Annotated in this window: 19 protein-coding genes and 1 tRNA gene; 14 read left to right on the forward strand and 6 right to left on the reverse strand. The window is 67.1% G+C overall.

The genetic code is table 11. The features are described from left to right. A partial coding sequence (locus tag EYE42_RS03055; protein WP_165455698.1) for a transposase occupies positions 1 to 175 on the forward strand: 175 nt, incomplete at its 5' end. A gap of 9 nt (positions 176 to 184) precedes the next feature. Here EYE42_RS03055 and EYE42_RS03060 read toward each other — a convergent pair. Next, entirely contained in the window at positions 185 to 886 is a 702-nt protein-coding gene (locus tag EYE42_RS03060) for a GntR family transcriptional regulator (RefSeq protein ID WP_130989854.1), read from the reverse strand. A 180-nt stretch (positions 887 to 1066) separates the two neighbouring features. Here EYE42_RS03060 and EYE42_RS03065 point away from each other — a divergent pair, with 180 nt between their 5' ends. Genes EYE42_RS03065 through EYE42_RS03085 form a run of 5 tightly spaced genes read left to right on the forward strand, consistent with a single transcriptional unit; the run spans position 1067 to position 7205 of the window. Beyond that, complete coding sequence (locus EYE42_RS03065) at positions 1067 to 2302, forward strand: NRAMP family divalent metal transporter (RefSeq protein ID WP_130989855.1); 1236 nt, start codon at positions 1067 to 1069, stop codon at positions 2300 to 2302. 16 nt (positions 2303 to 2318) lie between these two features. Next, positions 2319 to 3086 (forward strand): LamB/YcsF family protein, encoded by a 768-nt coding sequence (locus EYE42_RS03070; protein WP_425466556.1) that lies wholly within the window; start codon positions 2319 to 2321, stop codon positions 3084 to 3086. Then, the gene (locus EYE42_RS03075; protein ID WP_130989857.1) at positions 3083 to 3862 is read left to right on the forward strand and encodes a putative hydro-lyase; all 780 of its coding nucleotides are present in this window, start codon (positions 3083 to 3085) and stop codon (positions 3860 to 3862) included. Before EYE42_RS03070 ends, EYE42_RS03075 begins: the two co-directional genes overlap by 4 nt. After that, complete coding sequence (locus tag EYE42_RS03080; protein WP_130989858.1) at positions 3859 to 5433, forward strand: 5-oxoprolinase subunit B/C family protein; 1575 nt, start codon at positions 3859 to 3861, stop codon at positions 5431 to 5433. The genes EYE42_RS03075 and EYE42_RS03080 overlap by 4 nt, the downstream gene beginning before the upstream one ends. Next, positions 5430 to 7205 (forward strand): acetyl/propionyl/methylcrotonyl-CoA carboxylase subunit alpha, encoded by a 1776-nt coding sequence (locus tag EYE42_RS03085; protein WP_211657889.1) that lies wholly within the window; start codon positions 5430 to 5432, stop codon positions 7203 to 7205. Before EYE42_RS03080 ends, EYE42_RS03085 begins: the two co-directional genes overlap by 4 nt. Before the next feature lie 59 nt (positions 7206 to 7264). Here EYE42_RS03085 and EYE42_RS03090 read toward each other — a convergent pair. After that, positions 7265 to 7340: transfer RNA gene (locus tag EYE42_RS03090), tRNA-Lys, on the reverse strand. 85 nt (positions 7341 to 7425) lie between these two features. On the opposite strand from EYE42_RS03090, the gene dapF reads away from it, so the two are divergent. Both dapF and mtaB read left to right on the forward strand, forming a co-directional pair. Then, the gene (gene dapF, locus EYE42_RS03095; RefSeq protein WP_425466554.1) at positions 7426 to 8265 is read left to right on the forward strand and encodes a diaminopimelate epimerase; all 840 of its coding nucleotides are present in this window, start codon (positions 7426 to 7428) and stop codon (positions 8263 to 8265) included. Continuing rightward, the gene (gene mtaB, locus EYE42_RS03100) at positions 8262 to 9515 is read left to right on the forward strand and encodes a tRNA (N(6)-L-threonylcarbamoyladenosine(37)-C(2))-methylthiotransferase MtaB (RefSeq protein WP_130989859.1); all 1254 of its coding nucleotides are present in this window, start codon (positions 8262 to 8264) and stop codon (positions 9513 to 9515) included. The genes dapF and mtaB overlap by 4 nt, the downstream gene beginning before the upstream one ends. A gap of 15 nt (positions 9516 to 9530) precedes the next feature. Here mtaB and EYE42_RS03105 read toward each other — a convergent pair whose 3' ends face one another. Then, complete coding sequence (locus EYE42_RS03105; RefSeq protein WP_130989860.1) at positions 9531 to 10367, reverse strand: universal stress protein; 837 nt, start codon at positions 10365 to 10367, stop codon at positions 9531 to 9533. 198 nt (positions 10368 to 10565) lie between these two features. Between EYE42_RS03105 and ccoN the strand changes: the two genes are divergently transcribed. The 4 genes from ccoN to ccoP are packed head-to-tail and all read left to right on the forward strand — an operon-like array spanning position 10566 to position 14137. After that, a complete protein-coding gene (gene ccoN, locus EYE42_RS03110) occupies positions 10566 to 12170 on the forward strand; it encodes a cytochrome-c oxidase, cbb3-type subunit I (protein ID WP_130989861.1) in 1605 nt (534 codons plus the stop codon). Between the two features lie 10 nt (positions 12171 to 12180). Next, positions 12181 to 12906, forward strand: coding sequence for a cytochrome-c oxidase, cbb3-type subunit II (gene ccoO, locus EYE42_RS03115; protein WP_130989862.1), 726 nt, complete (start codon positions 12181 to 12183; stop codon positions 12904 to 12906). Between the two features lie 11 nt (positions 12907 to 12917). Beyond that, entirely contained in the window at positions 12918 to 13106 is a 189-nt protein-coding gene (locus EYE42_RS03120) for a cbb3-type cytochrome c oxidase subunit 3 (protein ID WP_130989863.1), read from the forward strand. Continuing rightward, positions 13106 to 14137, forward strand: a complete 1032-nt coding sequence (ccoP, locus tag EYE42_RS03125) for a cytochrome-c oxidase, cbb3-type subunit III (RefSeq protein WP_130989864.1) — start codon at positions 13106 to 13108, stop codon at positions 14135 to 14137. Before EYE42_RS03120 ends, ccoP begins: the two co-directional genes overlap by 1 nt. A 226-nt stretch (positions 14138 to 14363) precedes the next feature. Here the strand turns inward: ccoP and EYE42_RS03130 are convergent, their stop codons facing one another. Together EYE42_RS03130 and miaB are read right to left on the reverse strand one after the other, a co-directional pair. Continuing rightward, entirely contained in the window at positions 14364 to 14729 is a 366-nt protein-coding gene (locus EYE42_RS03130; RefSeq protein WP_130989865.1) for a DUF4440 domain-containing protein, read from the reverse strand. Between the two features lie 71 nt (positions 14730 to 14800). After that, the gene (miaB, locus tag EYE42_RS03135; RefSeq protein WP_130990217.1) at positions 14801 to 16132 is read right to left on the reverse strand and encodes a tRNA (N6-isopentenyl adenosine(37)-C2)-methylthiotransferase MiaB; all 1332 of its coding nucleotides are present in this window, start codon (positions 16130 to 16132) and stop codon (positions 14801 to 14803) included. Between the two features lie 63 nt (positions 16133 to 16195). Between miaB and EYE42_RS03140 the strand changes: the two genes are divergently transcribed. After that, the gene (locus EYE42_RS03140; protein WP_130989866.1) at positions 16196 to 16522 is read left to right on the forward strand and encodes a TfoX/Sxy family protein; all 327 of its coding nucleotides are present in this window, start codon (positions 16196 to 16198) and stop codon (positions 16520 to 16522) included. A 13-nt stretch (positions 16523 to 16535) separates the two neighbouring features. On the opposite strand, the gene EYE42_RS15925 is transcribed toward EYE42_RS03140, so the two are convergent. Then, positions 16536 to 16985 carry a DUF2380 domain-containing protein gene (locus EYE42_RS15925; RefSeq protein WP_165455700.1) on the reverse strand — a complete coding sequence of 150 codons (450 nt, stop codon included), beginning with the start codon at positions 16983 to 16985 and terminating at the stop codon, positions 16536 to 16538. Positions 16986 to 17123: 138 nt separating this feature from the next. On the opposite strand from EYE42_RS15925, the gene EYE42_RS03150 reads away from it, so the two are divergent. Continuing rightward, positions 17124 to 18488, forward strand: coding sequence for an aminotransferase (locus EYE42_RS03150; protein WP_130989868.1), 1365 nt, complete (start codon positions 17124 to 17126; stop codon positions 18486 to 18488).

Consider the following 18488-nt stretch of genomic DNA (forward strand, 5'->3'; position numbering starts at 1 on the left):
CTATCGAAAGCGTCTGCACCCCTTCGACCCGGAGCCCTACAAACGCAGAAACCTCGTCGAACGCGCCTTCTGTCGCATCAAGGACTTCCGCCGCGTCGCCACCCGCTACGACAAGCTCGCCTGCACCTACACCGCAGCCATAGCCCTCGCCGCTATCGTCACGTGGTGGTTATGAGGCTGGACCCTAGAGGCCCGGTGCAGGGCCCGCGCCATGCTCGATCCGTGCAAAGGCCGTCAGAACAGTGCGTTCGGAATGGTCGAGATACACGGCCAGAATCCCGGCCGCGGCCTCGCAGTCGCCGCGGTCGATCGCGGCCAGGATCGCCGCATTCTGGGCGATGAAAGGCTCGTGCAATTGCTCGGGGTCGTCCAGAAGCCCGAAGGCCAGGCGCAGTTCGGCGGCCACTTGCCTGTAAAAGCCGTTCAGGCGCGGACTGTCGGCCAGGGCGACGATGGCGGAGTGAAACCCCATGTTGGCCGAACCCACCCCCTGCCAGTCGTGCCGGTCGCGGGCCGCCTGGCTGCTGACCACACAGGCACGCATGGTGGAAACAGCCTCGTGGCGGTGCCAGGCCCGAGCCAGTGCCGGAACCTCGATCATCCGCCGGACGCGATAGATGTCCAGAATGGCGGCCATGGTGGGCACGGCCACGAAGACGCCCCGGTTGGGCTGGTGGTGCACCAGCCTTTCGCGCGTCAGCAGCCTGAAAGCCTCGCGCAGGGTGTTGCGCGACACCCCCAGATCGCCCGCCAGCCGCACCTCGGACAGGCGCTGCCCCGGAGAAAGTTCGCCCTTGATCGCCATGGTCCTGATGCGGGACGCGATGTGGTCGGGCAGGGACAGGGCATCATCGACGGCTGCGGCGTCGTCTAAGGTTTCCTGCATGGTTGTTGCAACGCCTTTTGTTGTCGCATCGACTGGCTGAGATCTGGGCCGGTTACTGGCAAAGACGCAATGTCCCCCGCATTGTTCAACAAAAAATATTTGGTTGTTGGATAATATTTGACTTACGAAGTGTGATCTACACAATTCCGCCATTCCGAATCTGCAACCGTGGAGGCCCTGATGGCCGAGCATTCCCCCGCTGTCTCGGCATCTTCCGCCGCAATGCGAGGCGGCCTGACGGCAGCCATCTTCCTGATGGCGACCTCGGCCATCGGGCCGGGCTTCATCACCCAGACGGCGACCTTTACCGCGCAACTGGGGGCGGCCTTTGCCTTTGCGATCCTGGCCTCGGTCCTGATCGATTTCGTGGTGCAGATGAACATCTGGCGCATCACCGCCCTGACCGGGCGTCGTGCGTCCGAAACGGCCAACGCCGCGCTGCCCGGTGCGGGATACCTGCTGTCGGTGCTGGTGATGTTCGGCGGACTGGTGTTCAACATCGGCAACATCGCGGGCAGCGGCCTGGGCCTGAACGCGATGATCGGGCTGGACCCCAAGATCGGGGGCGTCCTGTCCGCGCTGATCGCCATCGGGATTTTCCTATCGCGCAGCGCGGGCATCCTGCTGGACAGGATCATCGTGGTGCTGGGTTTCCTGATGGTCGCGATGACGGTATTCGTGGCCTTCGTCACCAACCCTCCGGTGGGCGAGGCGCTGCGTCAGACGGTTCTGCCCGACACCATCGACTTTGCCGCCATCACCACCATCGTCGGCGGCACGGTGGGCGGATACATCACCTATGCGGGCGCACATCGCCTGCTGGACAAGGGCCTGACCGGGGTCGAGAACCTGCCTGCCATCACCCGCGGCGCCCTGTCGGGCATCGCCGTCACGGGTGTCATGCGCTTCGTGCTGTTTCTGGCGATCCTGGGCGTGACCGCGTCGGGGGTGACGCTGGATCTGTCTTCCGGGACGGCCAACCCGGCGGCGCAGGCATTCCTGGCGGCGGCGGGCGACTGGGGCCTGCGGATCTTCGGGATCATCTTCTGGGCGGCGGCGATCACCTCGATCATCGGGGCGGCCTATACCTCGGTCAGCTTCATGACGGTGTTCCGCCCCATGGACGACCGCGCCCGCAACATCGCCACGGTGGTGTTCATCACCATCTCGCTGGCAGTCTATCTGGTGCTGGGAACCGCACCTGCGGCGCTGCTGGTCTTTGCGGGGGGCTTCAACGGGCTTATCCTGCCGGTCGGGCTGACGATCTTTACCTGGATCGGCTTTGCCCGGTCGGATTTGCTGGGCGGCTATCGCTACAGCCGGCCCTTGCTGGCGCTGAGCGCGTTGGTCTGCGCGCTGACCTGGTACATGGGGATCAAGTCGGTGGGCGCGATCTTTGCGTTCCTGGGCACCTGAGGAGACAGACATGGACATGGGCATGGACATCAACAGCGACCTGGGCGAAGGCTATGGCCCCTGGCGGATGGGCGACGATGCCGCGATGCTGGAAATCGTCAGTTCCGCCAACATCGCCTGCGGGTTTCATGCAGGCGACCCCCTGACCATCCTGTCCACCCTGCGCGGGGCGGCGGCGCGCGGGGTCGCGGTGGGCGCGCATGTGTCCTATCCCGACCGGGTGGGCTTTGGCCGCCGCCGCATGGACGTGGCCCCCGACGAACTGACTGCCGACGTGATCTATCAGATCGGTGCGCTTCAGGGGCTGGCGGCGGCGGCGGGAACGCGGGTGTCCTATGTCAAGCCGCACGGGGCGCTGTACAACACCATCGCCGACGATGCCGTTCAGGCCGATGCGGTGATCGCGGGCATCCGCGCGGTGGATCCCGGCCTGGTCCTGATGGCGCTTGCCGGGGCGCCGATCCTGGAGCGTGCCCGCAGCGCCGGCCTGCCCGTCGTGGCCGAGGCCTTTGCCGACCGCGCCTATACCCCCACGGGTGCCTTGGTGTCGCGCCGCGATCCGGGCGCGGTTCTGCACGATCCGGATCGTGTGGCCGGTCGCATGGTTCGCCTGGCGACCGAGGGTGTGATCGAGGCCGTGGACGGATCGCTGCTGCGGCTAGAGGCGCACAGCATCTGCGTGCACGGCGACAGTCCCGCCGCCGTCGCCATGGCCACGGCCGTCCGCAGGCGTCTGACCGCCGAAGGCGTGACGATCCGCAGCTTTGTCACGGCCGCGCCATGACCCACCAGAACCCCGCCCGGCTGCGCGCGGCCTGCCGCGACGGGTGGTCCGCCCCAACGGCGGGCCATGCGACCGGATTTACCCAATGCAACCTGATTGCCCTGCCGCGCGACTGGGCCTGGGATTTCCTGCTGTTCGCGCAGCGCAACCCCAAGCCCTGCCCGGTTCTTGACGTGACCGAGCCGGGTCGGTTCGATACGGTTCTTGCGCCCGGCGCCGACCTGCGCCGCGACCTGCCGCGCTATCGCATCTGGCGCGACGGCGCCTTGGCCGAGGAAACGCCGGATGCCAGCGCGGCCTGGGGGGAACATCCCGACCTTGTGACATTCCTGATCGGCTGTTCCTTCACCTTTGAAACCCCGCTGATGCAGGCCGGGATCCAGATCCGCCACATCGCCCAGGGGTGCAACGTGCCCATGTATCGCACCAACCGCGATTGCCGCCCGGCGGGGCGCCTGTCGGGGCCGCTGGTCGTGTCGATGCGGCCCATTCCGGCAGACCGGGTGGCCGATGCGGTGACGATCTCGGGCCGGTTTCCGGCGGTGCACGGCGCCCCCGTCCATGTCGGCGCCCCCGACCGGCTTGGCATCGCCGATCTGTCCCGCCCCGATTTCGGTGACCCGGTGACCATCCGCCCGGACGAGGTGCCGGTCTTCTGGGCCTGCGGCGTCACCCCGCAGGCGGCGGTCATGGCGTCCCGCGTGCCCTTTGCCATCACCCATGCGCCCGGACATATGTTCGTCACCGACATCCCCGACCGGAACTGGCAGTCATGACCCTGCGGTTCCTGCCCGTGGGGCCGCGCACGATGCTGGTCGAGCTGCCCGATCTGGACCGGACGCTGGACCTGTTCGACGCGCTGACCGCCGCTCCCCTGCCGCAGATCGCCGAGATCGTGCCCGCCGCCCGCACGCTCATGGTGCGCACCGCACCGGGGGTCGCGGCCGACGGCCGGCTGGCCGCGGCCATTGCGGCGGTGATGCCCGAGGCCACGGCCCGGCGTTCCGACCCCGCCGAAGCGATCGAGATTCCCCTGACCTATGACGGCGAGGATCTGGCCGAGGTCGCCGGCCATCTGGGCCTGAGCGTGGCCGAAACCATCGCCGCCCATGGCGCCGCTGTCTGGCAGGTCGCCTTCACCGGCTTTGCACCGGGTTTCGCCTACATGACCTGCGACGATCCGCGTTTCGACCTGCCGCGCCGTGCAAGCCCGCGCCCCCGCATCCCGGCCGGGGCGGTGGCCCTGGCAGGGCGGTTCTGCGGTGTCTATCCCAAGGCCAGTCCCGGCGGCTGGCAGTTGATCGGAACGACGCCCGTGCCGATGTGGGACATGTCCCGCGATCCGCCCGCATTGCTGCGCCCCGGCGCCCGCGTCCGGTTCGTCGAACGCCGGGGCGCTGTCCATCCGGTGCCGGTTGCTGCCCATGCCCAGACCGCGCCCGCCACGGGACTGCGGGTGCTGTCCGCCGCCTTTCCGATCCTGATGCAGGATGCCGGGCGGCCCGGACAGGCTGCCGACGGCATCTCGGCCTCGGGGGCGATGGATCTGCCCAGCCTGCGCCGGGCCAACCGCCGCGCGGGCAATCCGCCCGACCTGCCTGCGCTGGAGATCACGCTGGGTCCGGTGCGCCTGACGGTGGACAGTCCCGTGACACTGGTCCTGGACGGCGCCGCTGACCGCGCCGAGATCGAGGCGGACGGCGCCCGTGTTCCCGTGGACCTGTCGCGGCCCTTTGCCCTTGATCCGGGCGAGGTTCTGGTGCTTGGGCCTCCGCGCCGGGGGATGCGCAGCTATCTGGCGCTGCGGGGCGGATTCGGCGTGGATCGCCCGCTGGGCTCGGCGTCAACCGATACGCTGGCCGGCATCGGACCCGAACCGCTGGGCGCCGGCGCGGTGATCGGGCTGGCCTGCAACCCCGCCGGCGCTGTCGATCCCGCGCCCGCCCCGCGCCCGGACCTGCCCGCGCCGGGCGAAACGGTGACGCTGCCCGTCACGATGGGCCCGCGCGCCGACTGGTTTCCGCAGGCCGCGCTTGATCTGCTGCTGTCGCAGGACTGGCAGGTCACGCCCCAGTCCTCGCGCGTGGGTATCCGCCTGTCGGGTCAACCCCTGATCCGTGCCGATGCGCGCGAACTGCCCTCCGAGGGGACGGAGCGCGGTGCGATCCAGGTGCCCCATTCCGGGCAGCCGGTGCTGTTTCTGGCCGACCACCCGCTGACCGGCGGCTATCCCGTCATCGCCACCCTGCTGCCCGAGGCCCTGGCCCTGGCCGGGCAGATCCCGCCCGGCGCGCGCATCCGGTTCGCCGCCGCCCATCCCTTCAGCCCGATCGAGCCCATGCCATGATCCCGTCCCTGTTCGAACCCGGTACCCGCCTGCGCCCGATCCGCCGCCTGTTCATCGCCAACCGCGGCGAGATCGCCGTCCGCATCATCCGCGCCTGCCGCGACGACGGCATCGTGCCGATCGTGGCCTATGCCGATTCCGACCGCGAGGCGCTGTTCGTGCGCATGGCCGACGAGGCCTGGCCCCTGGACGGCGACCGCCCTGCCGACACCTATCTGGATGCGGACAAACTGATCGCCATCGCCCGGCGCGCCTGCGCCGACGCCGTTCATCCCGGTTACGGATTCCTGTCCGAACGCGCCGAATTCGCCCGCGCCGTGCAGGATGCGGGCCTGATCTGGATCGGCCCCGACCCGCAGGTGATCGAATCCCTCGGCGACAAGATCGAGGCCCGGCGCATCGCGGAATCGGTGGGGGCGCCGCTGGTCGCGGGCACCCCCGGCCCCGTCGCCACTCCCGCCAAGGCCCGCGCCTTTGCCCAGGCGCATGGGTTGCCCATTGCCATCAAGGCCGCCCACGGCGGCGGCGGGCGGGGCATGAAGGTCGCCTGGACCTTGGACGAGGTCGAGGACCTGTTCGAATCCGCCACGCGCGAGGCGCTGACCGCATTCGGCCGCGGCGAATGTTTCATCGAGCAGTTCCTGGACCGTCCCCGCCACATCGAGGCGCAGGTGCTGGCCGACCGCCATGGCCGGGTAAAGGTGCTGGGCACCCGCGACTGTTCGTTGCAGCGGCGCAACCAGAAGTTGGTCGAGGAAGCGCCCGCGCCCTTCATTTCCGACAAGCAGCGCGCCCGTATCCACCACAGCGCCCGCGCGATCTGCGCCAAGGCGGGTTACAGCGGCGCCGGCACGGTCGAGTTCCTGCTGTCCGCGAACGGCACCCTGTCATTCCTCGAGGTGAACACCCGGTTGCAGGTCGAACATCCGGTGACCGAGGAAACGACCGGCATCGACATCGTTCGCGCCATGATCGCGGTCGCGGCGGGCGCACGGCTGGCCGATGAGGACGTGCCCGCCCCGCGCGGCCATGCGATCGAATTCCGCATCAACGCCGAAGACCCCGCGCGCGGGTTCCTGCCCACGCCCGGACCGGTCACGGGTTGGGACGCGCCGTCAGGGCCGGGTGTGCGTCTGGACAGCGGCGTGGTCGCCGGGTCCGTCGTGCCCGGCAGCTTCGATTCGCTGATGGCCAAGCTGATCGTTACCGGCGCCACCCGCGACGAGGCCCTGGCCCGCTCCGCCCGCGCCCTGGCGGAATTCCGCATCGAGGGCGTGGCCTCGGTCCTGCCGTTCCATCGCGCTACCATCGCGGCCCCGGAATTCCGGGCCGAAAACGACACCTTTGGCGTCCATACCCGCTGGATTGAAACCGACTTCGCCGATCGGCTGAACACGATTGCAGGTCATGCCCGCGTGACGCCCGCGCCCGCCGAGGCCTTGCTGCGCTTCGCCATCGAGGTTGACGGGAAACGTGTTGAACTGGGTCTGCCTGCCAGGATGCTTGCCGCCGCGCCCGCATCTCTGCCAGCGACCGAAGCCGGGCCGGATGGGGCCAAGGACACCCTTGCAGCGCCCGTGTCGGGCCTGTTGCAGGTCTGGCAGGTCCCGGACGGGGCCGAGGTCAAGGCCGGGGACGTGATCGCCGTGATGGAGGCCATGAAGATGGAAACCCGCATCGAAGCCCCCTGGTCCGGGCGCGTGCATCGAATGGCCGAGGAGGGCGCAGAGATTGCCTTCGGCGCCCCGCTGGCGCGGATCGCCCCTGCATGATGATCCGCCGTCGGGCGGCCTTGCCCGGCGGTCCTTGGGCCTTGTCATCTTCGGAAATATGGTGAGCCCGACAGGATTCGAACCTGTGACCCACTGATTAAAAGTCAGTTGCTCTACCAACTGAGCTACGGGCCCAACACGGGGGGTTACTAGGGGGGGGCTCCGGGGGCGTCAAGCGGAAAAGTCGGCGGGACTGGCGGAAATTTCCGGCGGCTATTATATGGCCCGGATGAACAGCACATCGCCCCCCGGCCTGCCCTTCATGAAGATGCACGGGCTTGGCAACGATTTCGTCGTCCTGGATCTGCGGGGCGGGGGCGATCCCCCTGCGGCGGGGGTAATCGCGCGCATTGCCGACCGCCACCGGGGGGTGGGATTCGATCAGATGGCGACCATCCAGGCCGATGACCGTGCCGATCTGCGGCTGCGGTTCTGGAATGCCGATGGCTCGGTCAGCGCCGCCTGCGGCAATGCCACGCGCTGCATCGCGCGGCATGTGATGGATCAGGCCGGCCGCGACCGGCTGAGCCTGCGCACCGATCACGGCGTCCTGCTGGCCGAGGATGCAGGCAATGGCCTGACGCGCGTCAACATGGGGCAGCCGGTGCTGGACTGGCGCGCGATTCCGCTGGCGCGGGAGGTGGACATCGACCATCTGCCCATCGACGGCGATCCGGCGGCGACCGGCATGGGCAATCCGCATGTCACCTTTTTCGTCGATGACGCGGTGGCGGTCGATCTGGCGGCATTCGGCCCGGCGATGGAACATCATCCGCTGTATCCGCAGCGCACCAATGTCGAGATCGTGCAGGTGGTGTCCCGCGACGAAATCGACCTGCGCATCTGGGAACGCGGCACCGGGCCGACGCTGGCCTCGGGGTCGTGTTCCTGCGCGGCGGTGGTGGCGGCGGCGCGGCGCGGGCTGACCGGACGGCGCGTCACGGTCAACGTGCCTGGGGGCGTCCTGCGCATCGACTGGCGCGAGGACGGCGTCTGGATGGAGGGGCCGACGGCGCATGTCTTTTCCGGCGTCCTGACCCCCGAATGGCTGATCCAATGACGGCGCCCATCTTTTCCACGCTGGGGTGCCGCCTGAACGCCTATGAATCCGAGGCGATGCGCGAGATGGCCGAGGCCGCGGGCCTGTCCGGCGCGGTGGTCGTGAATACCTGTGCGGTGACCGCCGAGGCCGTGCGCAAGGCCCGTCAGGAAATCCGCCGCCTGGCCCGTGAAAACCCCGGCGTGCCGATGATCGTGACCGGCTGTGCGGCCCAGACGGAACCCGAAACCTTTGCCGCGATGCCCGAGGTCACGCGCGTCATCGGCAATCACGAGAAGATGCAGCCCGAGACGTGGCAAAGCCTGCGCGCCCCGGATCTGATCGGGCAAACGGAAAAGATCCGCGTGGACGACATCATGTCCGTGCGGGAAACGGCCGGTCACCTGATCGACGGCTTTGGCCGCCACCGCGCCTATGTGCAGGTCCAGAACGGCTGCGATCACCGCTGCACCTTCTGCATCATTCCCTATGGCCGCGGCAATTCGCGGTCGGTCCCGGCGGGCGTGGTGGTCGAACAGATCAGGCGGCTGGTCGGGCGCGGCTTCAACGAGGTCGTTCTGACCGGGGTGGACCTGACAAGCTGGGGGGCGGATTTGCCCGGCACGCCGCGCCTGGGCGATCTGGTCATGCGCATCCTGCGGCTGGTTCCCGACCTGCCGCGCCTGCGCATCAGCAGCATCGACAGCATCGAGGCGGACGAGAATCTGATGCTGGCCATCGCCAGCGAACCGCGCCTGATGCCGCACCTGCACCTGTCGCTGCAGGCGGGCGACGACATGATCCTCAAGCGGATGAAGCGCCGCCACGGACGCGACGACGCCATCCGGTTCTGCGAGGATGCCCGGCGGCTGCGTCCCGACATCGTGTTCGGCGCCGACATCATCGCCGGTTTCCCGACCGAAACTGACGCGATGTTCGACAACAGTCTGAAACTGGTCGATGACTGCGGGCTGACCTTTCTGCACGTCTTTCCCTATTCCGCGCGCAAGGGAACGCCCGCCGCCCGGATGCCTGCCGTGAACGGCCCGGTGATCCGCGACCGCGCCGCCCGACTGCGCGCGGCGGGCGATGCCGCGCTGCGCCGTCATCTGGACGGGCAGGTCGGCCGCACGCATCGCGTGCTGACCGAAGGCCCCCGCCTGGGCCGGACCGAACAGTTCGCCGAGGTGGCCTTTGCCAGCGACCAGCCGGAAGGCGCGCTGATGGACCTGCGCATTGCGGGCCATGACGGGGCGCGGCTGACCGCCTGACGCCCCGCCGCGTCCCTAGCGCGCCATGAACACCGGCACGCGCGCCTTTTCCAGCATGGTGCGCGTGGCCCCGCCCAGGATCGCCTCGCGGAACCGGGAATGGCCATAGGCCCCCATGACCACCAGATCGGCGGCGATTTCGGTTGCGCGGCGGTTCAATTCGTCGCTGATCGTGCCCGAGGTGCGGGCCAGAACGGCGATGTCGGTCTTGACCCCATGGCGTGTCAGCATCTGCGCCAGGGCCGCACCGGGTTCGGACCCGTCGGCCGTGCGGCGCGGATCGAAGATGGCGATCTCGACCGAACCGGCAGCCTTCAGCAGCGGCAGGGCGCGCCGCACGGCGGCCAGGGCCTCGAGCGACTGGTTCCAGGCCACCATGACCTTGCCCGGCGGATCGGCGGGCAGGTCGGACCCCGGCAGGACCAGAACGGGGCAGCCCCCCTCGAACAGCGCGGCCTCGACCACCGCCTCGGCCTCGCCGGGGGCGTCCGCGCCATAGGGGCGCATCATCACCGTCAGATCGGAAAAGCGCGCGCGCATCCCGACCAGGTTGCCGATGCCGCCGATCTGGGCCACCGCGGCCTCGGACGACCAGCGCAGATCGCCCATCCGCGCCAGATGCTGCTGGACGATCCTGTCCAGCGATTCGGCCTGTTCCATCGCTATGTCGATGGCGTCCTGAAAGGCATAGGGCGTGCCGCCGGGAAAGTAATAGCCCACCTGCGTATGATCGAGGCCAAGACATAAGACCGACAGATGGCCGTCCTCGCGGGCCGCCAGGGCCGCGGCCGCATCCAGTTGCGGCAACTGCCGTTCGTCGGACAGGATGGTCAGAATGCTCTTGTAACCCATCGCGGTCTCCTTTGCTCAGGTCGCTGACAGGATGGCAGCCGCGCCGCCCGGCGACCTTGATCGGAATCAAACGCCGATACTTGACGCAGATCAAGGTTCGGCGCGGGACGATCCCTTAATTCCGGCATCACGGCGGGACCGTCCCGGCAGCAATTCGGGCTGCCCGGCGTCCTGGCGAGGGAACGCGGGTTGGATGCCATGTGGAATTATACGAAGCTGATCTTGCTGGGCGCGACCGTCCTTGCGGCCGCCATCGGGGCCAATTTGGCACGCGATCCGGCCTATATGGTCAACGCCCTGATCGTGATGGTGGTGGCGGGCGGCATGTTCGTCTGGGCATTGCGCCGGGTCGATGAGCCTGCGCAGCCGGTCGATACCTCGAAATACATGGACGACGTGGTCCGGTTCGGGGTGATCGCCACGACCTTCTGGGGGGTCGTGGGTTTTCTGGTCGGGGTGGTGATCGCCTTCCAGTTGGCCTTTCCGGCGCTGAACCTGTCGGACCTGACGCAGGGCTATACCAATTTCGGCAAGCTGCGCCCGCTGCATACCAGCGCGGTGATCTTCGCCTTTGGCGGCAACGCGCTGATCGCCACGTCCTTTTACGTGGTGCAGCGCACAAGCGCGGCGCGGCTGTGGGGCGGCAATCTGGCGTGGTTCGTGTTCTGGGGATACAACCTGTTCATCGTGCTGGCCGCGACCGGATACATCGCGGGCGCCACCCAGTCCAAGGAATACGCCGAGCCCGAATGGTATGTGGACTGGTGGCTGACGGTGGTCTGGGTCGCCTATCTGGCGGTGTTCCTGGGCACGATCATCAAGCGCAAGGAACCCCATATCTACGTCGCCAACTGGTTCTATCTGGCCTTCATCGTGACCATCGCGATGCTGCACATCGTCAACAACCTGTCGGTGCCGGTCAGCATCTGGGGATCGAAGTCGGTGCAGGTGTTCTCGGGCGTGCAGGACGCCATGGTGCAGTGGTGGTACGGCCACAACGCCGTAGGCTTTTTCCTGACCGCCGGCTTTCTGGGGATGATGTACTACTTCATCCCGAAGCAGGCAGAACGCCCGGTCTATTCCTACAAGCTGTCGATCATCCATTTCTGGGCGCTGATCTTTCTGTATATCTGGGCGGGCCCGCACCACCTGCATTACACCGCGCTGCCCGACTGGGCCTCGACCCTGGGGATGGTGTTTTCCATCATGCTGTGGATGCCCTCGTGGGGCGGCATGATCAACGGCCTGATGACGCTGTCGGGGGCCTGGGACAAGCTGCGCACCGACCCGATCCTGCGGATGATGGTGGTGGCCGTGGGCTTTTACGGCATGGCGACCTTTGAAGGGCCGATGATGTCGATCAAGGCGGTCAACAGCCTGTCGCATTACACCGACTGGACCATCGGCCATGTCCATTCCGGCGCCCTCGGCTGGAATGGCATGATCACCTTTGGCGCGCTGTATTATCTGGTGCCGCGCCTGTGGGGCCGGGAACGCCTGTACAGCCTGTCGCTGGTCAACTGGCACTTCTGGTTGGCCACCATCGGCCTGGTTCTCTATGCCGCGTCCATGTGGGTGTCGGGCATCATGGAGGGCCTGATGTGGCGCGAAGTGGACAGCCAGGGCTTCCTGGTCAACGCCTTCGCCGACACCGTGCAGGCCAAGTTCGCCATGAACGTGGTGCGCGCCCTGGGCGGAGTGCTCTACCTCGCGGGAGGGATCATCATGGCCTGGAACCTGTGGGCCACCGTGGCCCGCCAGCCCAAGGCCGCACCCACCGCCATCGCCGTGCCGGCCGAATAAGGGGAAAGCCATGCAGATTTTGGCAAAGCACAAGATCCTGGAAAAGAACGCCACCCTGCTGCTGGTCTTTTCCTTCATCGTCGTGACCATCGGCGGGCTCGTGCAGATCACGCCCCTGTTCTATCTGGAAAACACCATCGAGAAGGTCGAAGGGGTGCGTCCCTATACGCCGCTGGAACTGGTCGGGCGCGACATCTATGTCCGCGAGGGCTGCTATGTCTGCCACAGCCAGATGATCCGCCCCATGCGCGACGAGGTCGAGCGTTACGGCCATTACAGCCTGGCGGCGGAATCGATGTACGACCACCCGTTCCAGTGGGGGTCGAAACGCACCGGGCCGGATCTGGCGCGCGTGGGCGGGCGCTATTCGGACGAATGGCATCTGGATCACCTGCGCGACCCGCAGGCGGTGGTGCCGGAATCGATCATGCCCGCCTATGGCTTCCTGGCGGACCGGACCATCGACGCGACCCATGTCCGGGACCGGGTGCAAACCGACGCATGGGTCGGCGTGCCTTATTCGGACGAGATGATCGCCGCCGCGGCCGTCGATTTCCGTGCCCAGGCCGATCCGAATGCCGATGCCGAGGGCCTGCTGGAACGCTATCCGGGCGCCAGCCAGCGCAACTTCGACCGCCAGCCGCAACTGACGGAAATGGATGCGCTGATCGCCTATCTGCAGGTGCTGGGCACCATGGTCGATTTCTCGACCTTTGAACCCGATCCGGCGCGGTAGGGGGGCAGGGCATGGAAACCTACAGCTTTCTGCGCGGACTGGCCGACAGTTGGGCGCTTCTGGTGCTGGTGCTGTTCTTCGTGGGCGTGATCCTGTTCGTGTTCCGGCCCGGATCGCGCCGGAAACACGATGACGCCGCCGAAAGCATCTTCCGCAACGAGAAAAGTCCCGCCCGGGCGGATGACAAGGAGGGCCGGTGATGGCCGACAACGACAAGCCGGTGGACCCGCATATCGACCCGGCCGATCCCGACAACCGGATCTCACTGGAACGGCGGGCCGCCGACAGCGAACATGCCGCCAAGATCGCCGGTGAAATCCCCGAGCGCCGCCAGCCCGACGCCCCTGCGGCCCCCCGGCTGCGCAAGCCCGCGCGCGGCGGACTGGTCAAGGAGATCGGCTCGACCGGCCACGAATGGGACGGGATCACCGAATACGACAACCCCATGCCCCGCTGGTGGCTGTGGACCTTTTATGCCACCATCGTCTGGTCCATCGGATACATGATCGCCTATCCGGCGATCCCTCTGGTCGATCGCGCGACCAAGGGTTTTCTGGGCACGGACTACCGCCAGGAGGTCGCGGCCGAGATCGAGCGGTTCGACCAGGCCAATGCCGCCATTCAGACCCGCCTGGCCGAAGTGGACCTGGACGCCATTCCGAACGACCCGGACCTGGTGAACTATGCCACCAATGCCGGGGGCGCGATCTATCGCACCTGGTGCGCCCAGTGCCACGGTTCGGGCGCCGGGGGGGCACGCGGTTATCCCAACCTTCTGGACAACGACTGGCTGTGGGGCGGCACCCTGGAGGACATCCACCTGACGCTTCAACACGGCATCCGCGATCCGCAAGACCCCGATACCCGCTATTCCCAGATGCCTGCCTTCGGCACCGACGGCATCCTGGACCGTCCGCAGATCGCTCGGGTGGTGAATTACGTGCTGTCCTTGTCGGAACAGCCCCATGATGCGGCCCTGGCGGCGGAAGGGGCGCAGGTCTATGCCGACAACTGCGCAGCCTGCCACATGGAGGACGGTTCGGGCGACCGGTCGCAGGGCGCGCCGAACCTGGCCGACGCGATCACGCTTTACGGAGACGATTACGCCACGCTGACCCGGATCGTCACCGAAGGCCCTTATGGCGTGATGCCCGCCTGGAACACCCGCCTGTCCGAGGCCGAGATCCGGGCCGTGGCGACCTATCTTCACGGTCTGGGCGGCGGCGAGTAGCCTTGTTCCGATCATCCGGTTTTCGCGGCGGATCATCCGCCCGCGAAAGAGGCCGGTCCCCGTCCTGTTCGCGCGTTCCTCGGGGGCCGGCTGCATCAATGGCGCATGTCGCGGCAAGATCGGCCAGGACAGGGCGTCGCAGGCTTTCGCGTCGGCCTCTTGACGCGAAAGAGGCCGGTCCCCTCCTGTTCGCGCGTTCCTTGGGGACCGGCCGGCTTGATCCCGCTCAGCCGGGGGCGGCGACTGCCGGCGGCACCACCTGGGCGTGCTGCACCACGGTCCAGTCATCATGCCCGCGCCGGCGATAGACCGAGGTGCAGGCTGCCGTGAACCGCGTGTCGCCCCTGGACGCGGCGACATGGTATCCCACCACGATCATGCCTTCCTCGGGGCGCGAAACGGTCTTGTTCTCGAACTGGACCTCGTCCCATTCCGGGGTGCCGCTGACGGCCTCGACGGCATCCTGGCCCGCGAACAGGTGGGGCGCGTGGCTCAGCGCCATGATGCACTGGGGATCGACCCGTTCGTGATAGCGTTGGTCAGAAGCCTGCCACAGGCTTTCCTCGAATTTCCAGACCCGGTCGTCGTCCATCCTGCCCTCCTGGCGTGGTGCGTCAGGCACAAGCCGGGTTCAGGCGGGGCGGTTCCGCAAGCGGGGCGATTTCAGGCCGCCAGTTCGCCGTGCAGCGAATTCGTCGCGCTTTCGACGATGCGGACCGTCACCAGATCGCCGACCTGTGCGCGGGGTGCATCCACGAAGACCGAATGCAGGTAATCCGACTTGCCGATCATCTGGCCCGCCTGGCGGCCCGGCTTTTCGAACAGGACTCCCAGGGTGCGCCCCACCATGCCCTCCTGCGCCGCCTTTTGCTGTTTCGTCAGCAGGGCCTGCAATTCCTGCAACCGCTCGTCGGCCACATGGCTGTCCACTTCGGGGCGTTCATAGGCGGGGGTGCCGGGGCGGGGGGAATACTTGAAGCTGAAGGCCGTGCCGAAACCCACTTCGGCCACCAAGCGCATCGTGTCCCGGTGGTCCGCATCCGTTTCGCCCGGAAAGCCCACGATGAAGTCGCTGGTCAGCAGGATGTCCGGCCGCGCCTCGCGGATGCGGTCGATGAGGCGCAGGTATCCTGCCGCCGTATGCTTGCGGTTCATCGCCTTCAGAATGCGGTCGCTGCCCGACTGCACCGGCAGATGCAGATAGGGCATCAGTTGCGGCACGTCGCGATGCGCCGCGATCAGGTCGTCCGACATGTCGTTCGGATGGCTGGTGGTATAGCGGATGCGGTCCAGCCCCTCGATCCCGGCCAAGGCGCGGATCAGCCGGCCAAAGCCCCAGGTGCCGTCCGATCCCGCGCCGTGCCAGCCGTTCACGTTCTGGCCCAGCAGGGTGATCTCGCGCACGCCGCGGTCCACCAGATCGCGCGCCTCGCGCAGGATGCGGTCCACCGGGCGGCTGACCTCGGCGCCGCGGGTATAGGGCACCACGCAGAAGGCGCAGAACTTGTCGCAGCCCTCTTGCACGGTCAGGAACGCGGCGGGTGCGCGACGGGTCGCGCGGTTTTGTGGCAGGTGATCGAACTTGTCCTCGCTCGGAAAGTCGGTGAGGATCGCCGGCGCCTCGCCGCGCACCATGGCGGGCAGGCGGTGATAGGTCTGCGGGCCGACGACCAGATCGACCAGCGGCATCCGGCGGACGATCTCCTCGCCCTCGGCCTGGGCCACGCAGCCCGCGACGCCGATCTTGAGGTCGGGCCGCTCGGCCTTGAGCGGCTTGAGGCGCCCCAGGTCGGAATACAGTTTCTCGGCCGCCTTCTCGCGGATATGGCAGGTGTTCAGCAGCACCATGTCGGCGTCGGCCTGATCATCGGTCAGCACATAGCCTTCGGTGGCCATGGCCTCGGCCATGCGCTGGCTGTCATAGACGTTCATCTGGCAGCCATAGGTCTTGATGAACAGTTTTTTTGCTGCCGGGGGATTGGCCTGATCGTTCATTGCCATGCTGTCCTTGGGGGTTGCGTGCTGATACAGCAAAGGCGGGGATTTGGAAAGCGGGCCATGGACAGCGACCTGACGACCATCGCCAATATCGGTCCCGCCACGGCCAGGGCGCTGATCGCGGCCGGCATCCCCGATGCCGCCGCCCTGCGCCGGATCGGCGCGCACGAGGCCTATCGCGCGTTGCTGGTCGCGGGCGGGCGGCCGCATTTCATCTGGTATTACGTGCTGGAGATGTCCTTGCAGGGGCGCCCCTGGAACGACTGCCAAGGCGCTGAAAAGGCTGCCCTCCGCAAGCGGTTTGATTCGCTGGTGGCCGAGGTCCGAGGCCAGCCCCTGACAGGGATCGAGGCGGAACTGGACCGGATCGGCCTGCGCCGTTCCTGAGCAGGCAGGGTTTTCAAGGGGCGACGTCGCGGATCTGGCCCGCAAGGAACAGGCCCGCGCGGCGCCAGGCCTCGTCGTTGTCGCCCCGGAAGTTCAGGTTGCGGCTGTCCAGCAGTTCGCCCGTGCGGGTGTCCACCAAGTTGACGAACAGTTGCAGGATCAGGGTGCTGGTCTTTTGCGCCACGATGAACAGCGCCCGGTCGGCCCCGGTGGCGGCGGTTGCCTCCAGCAGGCAGTCGGTGGTCTGCGGCTGGCAGGCAGAGATGTCGCCGGGCGCGATCAGGACGGCGGGCAGTTCCTTGCCCAGAACCTCGGCCAGCAGGGCCATGCGACGTTCGTGGTCAGCCCGCTGGTCTTGCGCCTCGCCCGAGGTGTCCAGCATCTTGATGGGCAGGATCGCGGTGTTCGCCATCGCGGACAGCGGCGCAAGCAGGATCAGGCAGGCAGCAAGCATCTGGCGCATGGTGGTTCCCCCTGGCGGGATGTTACCCCGCGCCAAGGCGCAGTCCAGTGAAATATCGCGGGTGGCCGGGGTGGGGCGGCATTGAATGCCCCTCGGCGCCCGGATAGCCTGCCGGCAAATCCGTCGATGGAGGCACCGATGAACAAACCGCAAAGCTGGGAAGCGCGCGCCGACGAATATTCGCTGTATGGATTCACGGACCTGCCCAGCGTTCACCAGCGCGGCGCAGTGGTGCTGACCCATGGCGAGGGGCCGTATGTCATCGACGTGAACGGCCGGCGGTATCTGGATGCCAATTCCGGGCTTTGGAACATGGTGGCCGGTTTCGATCACAAGGGTCTGGCCCAGGCTGCCAAGGATCAGTACGACCGCTTTCCCGGATACCACGCCTTTTTCGGGCGGATGTCGGACCAGACGGTGATGCTGTCCGAAAAGCTGGTCGAGGTGTCGCCCTTTGCCCGGGGCAAGGTGTTTTACACCAATTCAGGCTCTGAGGCGAACGATACCATGGTCAAGATGCTGTGGTTCCTGCACGCCAGCGAGGGCAACCCGCAACGCCGCAAGATCCTGACCCGCTGGAATGCCTATCACGGCGTCACGGTGGTATCGGCCAGCATGACCGGCAAGCCCTATAACGAGGTTTTCGGACTGCCCCTGCCGGGGTTCATCCACCTGACCTGCCCGCATTTCTGGCGCTATGGCGCCGAGGATGAGACCGAGGCGGCGTTCACCGCCCGCCTGGCCCGCGAACTGGAAGAAACCATCCAGCGCGAGGGCCCCGACACCATCGCCGGCTTTTTTGCCGAACCCGTGCAGGGCGCGGGCGGGGTCATCCCGCCGTCGCAGGGCTATTTCCAGGCGATCCTGCCGATCCTGCGGAAATACGGCATCCCGATGATCTCGGACGAGGTGATCTGCGGGTTCGGGCGCACCGGCAACACCTGGGGCTGCATGACCTATGACTTCATGCCCGATGCGATCATCAGTTCCAAGAACCTGACCGCCGGGCTGTTCCCGATGGGCGCGGTGATCCTGGGGCCGGATCTGACCGACCGGCTGCAGGCGGCGATCGACCGGATCGAGGAATTTCCCCATGGCTTCACCGCCTCGGGCCACCCGGTCGGCTGCGCGATCGCGCTGAAGGCCATCGACGTGGTAATGAACGAAGGCCTGGCCGACAATGTGCGCCGTCTGGCCCCGCGGCTGGAATCTGGCCTGCGGGCCATCATGGACCGCAGCGACCATATCGGCGAATTGCGCGGCGTGGGATTCATGTGGGCCTTGGAGGCCGCGCGCGACAAGGCCACCAAGACCCCGTTCGACAGCGCCTTGTCGGTCAGCGAACGCATCGCCAATGCCTGCACCGACCTGGGGCTGATCTGCCGCCCGCTGGGCCAGTCCATCGTGCTGTGCCCGCCCTTCATCCTGACCGAGGATCAGATGGACGAGATCTTCGACAAGCTGGAACGGGCGCTGAACAAGGTCTTTGCCGAGGTGGCGTGA

The organism is Paracoccus subflavus (assembly GCF_004310345.1).
In the GTDB taxonomy this organism is placed as follows: Bacteria; Pseudomonadota; Alphaproteobacteria; order Rhodobacterales; family Rhodobacteraceae; genus Paracoccus; species Paracoccus subflavus.

Excerpts from the sequence above, each read along its gene's own strand:
- EYE42_RS03060 (WP_130989854.1), bottom strand. The coding sequence starts at position 886 with ATGCAGGAAACCTTAGACGACGCCGCAGCCGTCGATGATGCCCTGTCC.
- EYE42_RS03065 (WP_130989855.1), top strand. The coding sequence starts at position 1,067 with ATGGCCGAGCATTCCCCCGCTGTCTCGGCATCTTCCGCCGCAATGCGA.
- EYE42_RS03070 (WP_425466556.1), top strand. The coding sequence starts at position 2,319 with ATGGGCATGGACATCAACAGCGACCTGGGCGAAGGCTATGGCCCCTGG.
- EYE42_RS03075 (WP_130989857.1), top strand. The coding sequence starts at position 3,083 with ATGACCCACCAGAACCCCGCCCGGCTGCGCGCGGCCTGCCGCGACGGG.
- EYE42_RS03080 (WP_130989858.1), top strand. The coding sequence starts at position 3,859 with ATGACCCTGCGGTTCCTGCCCGTGGGGCCGCGCACGATGCTGGTCGAG.
- EYE42_RS03085 (WP_211657889.1), top strand. The coding sequence starts at position 5,430 with ATGATCCCGTCCCTGTTCGAACCCGGTACCCGCCTGCGCCCGATCCGC.
- dapF (WP_425466554.1), top strand. The coding sequence starts at position 7,426 with ATGGCCCGGATGAACAGCACATCGCCCCCCGGCCTGCCCTTCATGAAG.
- mtaB (WP_130989859.1), top strand. The coding sequence starts at position 8,262 with ATGACGGCGCCCATCTTTTCCACGCTGGGGTGCCGCCTGAACGCCTAT.
- EYE42_RS03105 (WP_130989860.1), bottom strand. The coding sequence starts at position 10,367 with ATGGGTTACAAGAGCATTCTGACCATCCTGTCCGACGAACGGCAGTTG.
- ccoN (WP_130989861.1), top strand. The coding sequence starts at position 10,566 with ATGTGGAATTATACGAAGCTGATCTTGCTGGGCGCGACCGTCCTTGCG.
- ccoO (WP_130989862.1), top strand. The coding sequence starts at position 12,181 with ATGCAGATTTTGGCAAAGCACAAGATCCTGGAAAAGAACGCCACCCTG.
- EYE42_RS03120 (WP_130989863.1), top strand. The coding sequence starts at position 12,918 with ATGGAAACCTACAGCTTTCTGCGCGGACTGGCCGACAGTTGGGCGCTT.
- ccoP (WP_130989864.1), top strand. The coding sequence starts at position 13,106 with ATGGCCGACAACGACAAGCCGGTGGACCCGCATATCGACCCGGCCGAT.
- EYE42_RS03130 (WP_130989865.1), bottom strand. The coding sequence starts at position 14,729 with ATGGACGACGACCGGGTCTGGAAATTCGAGGAAAGCCTGTGGCAGGCT.
- miaB (WP_130990217.1), bottom strand. The coding sequence starts at position 16,132 with ATGAACGATCAGGCCAATCCCCCGGCAGCAAAAAAACTGTTCATCAAG.
- EYE42_RS03140 (WP_130989866.1), top strand. The coding sequence starts at position 16,196 with ATGGACAGCGACCTGACGACCATCGCCAATATCGGTCCCGCCACGGCC.
- EYE42_RS15925 (WP_165455700.1), bottom strand. The coding sequence starts at position 16,985 with ATGCGCCAGATGCTTGCTGCCTGCCTGATCCTGCTTGCGCCGCTGTCC.
- EYE42_RS03150 (WP_130989868.1), top strand. The coding sequence starts at position 17,124 with ATGAACAAACCGCAAAGCTGGGAAGCGCGCGCCGACGAATATTCGCTG.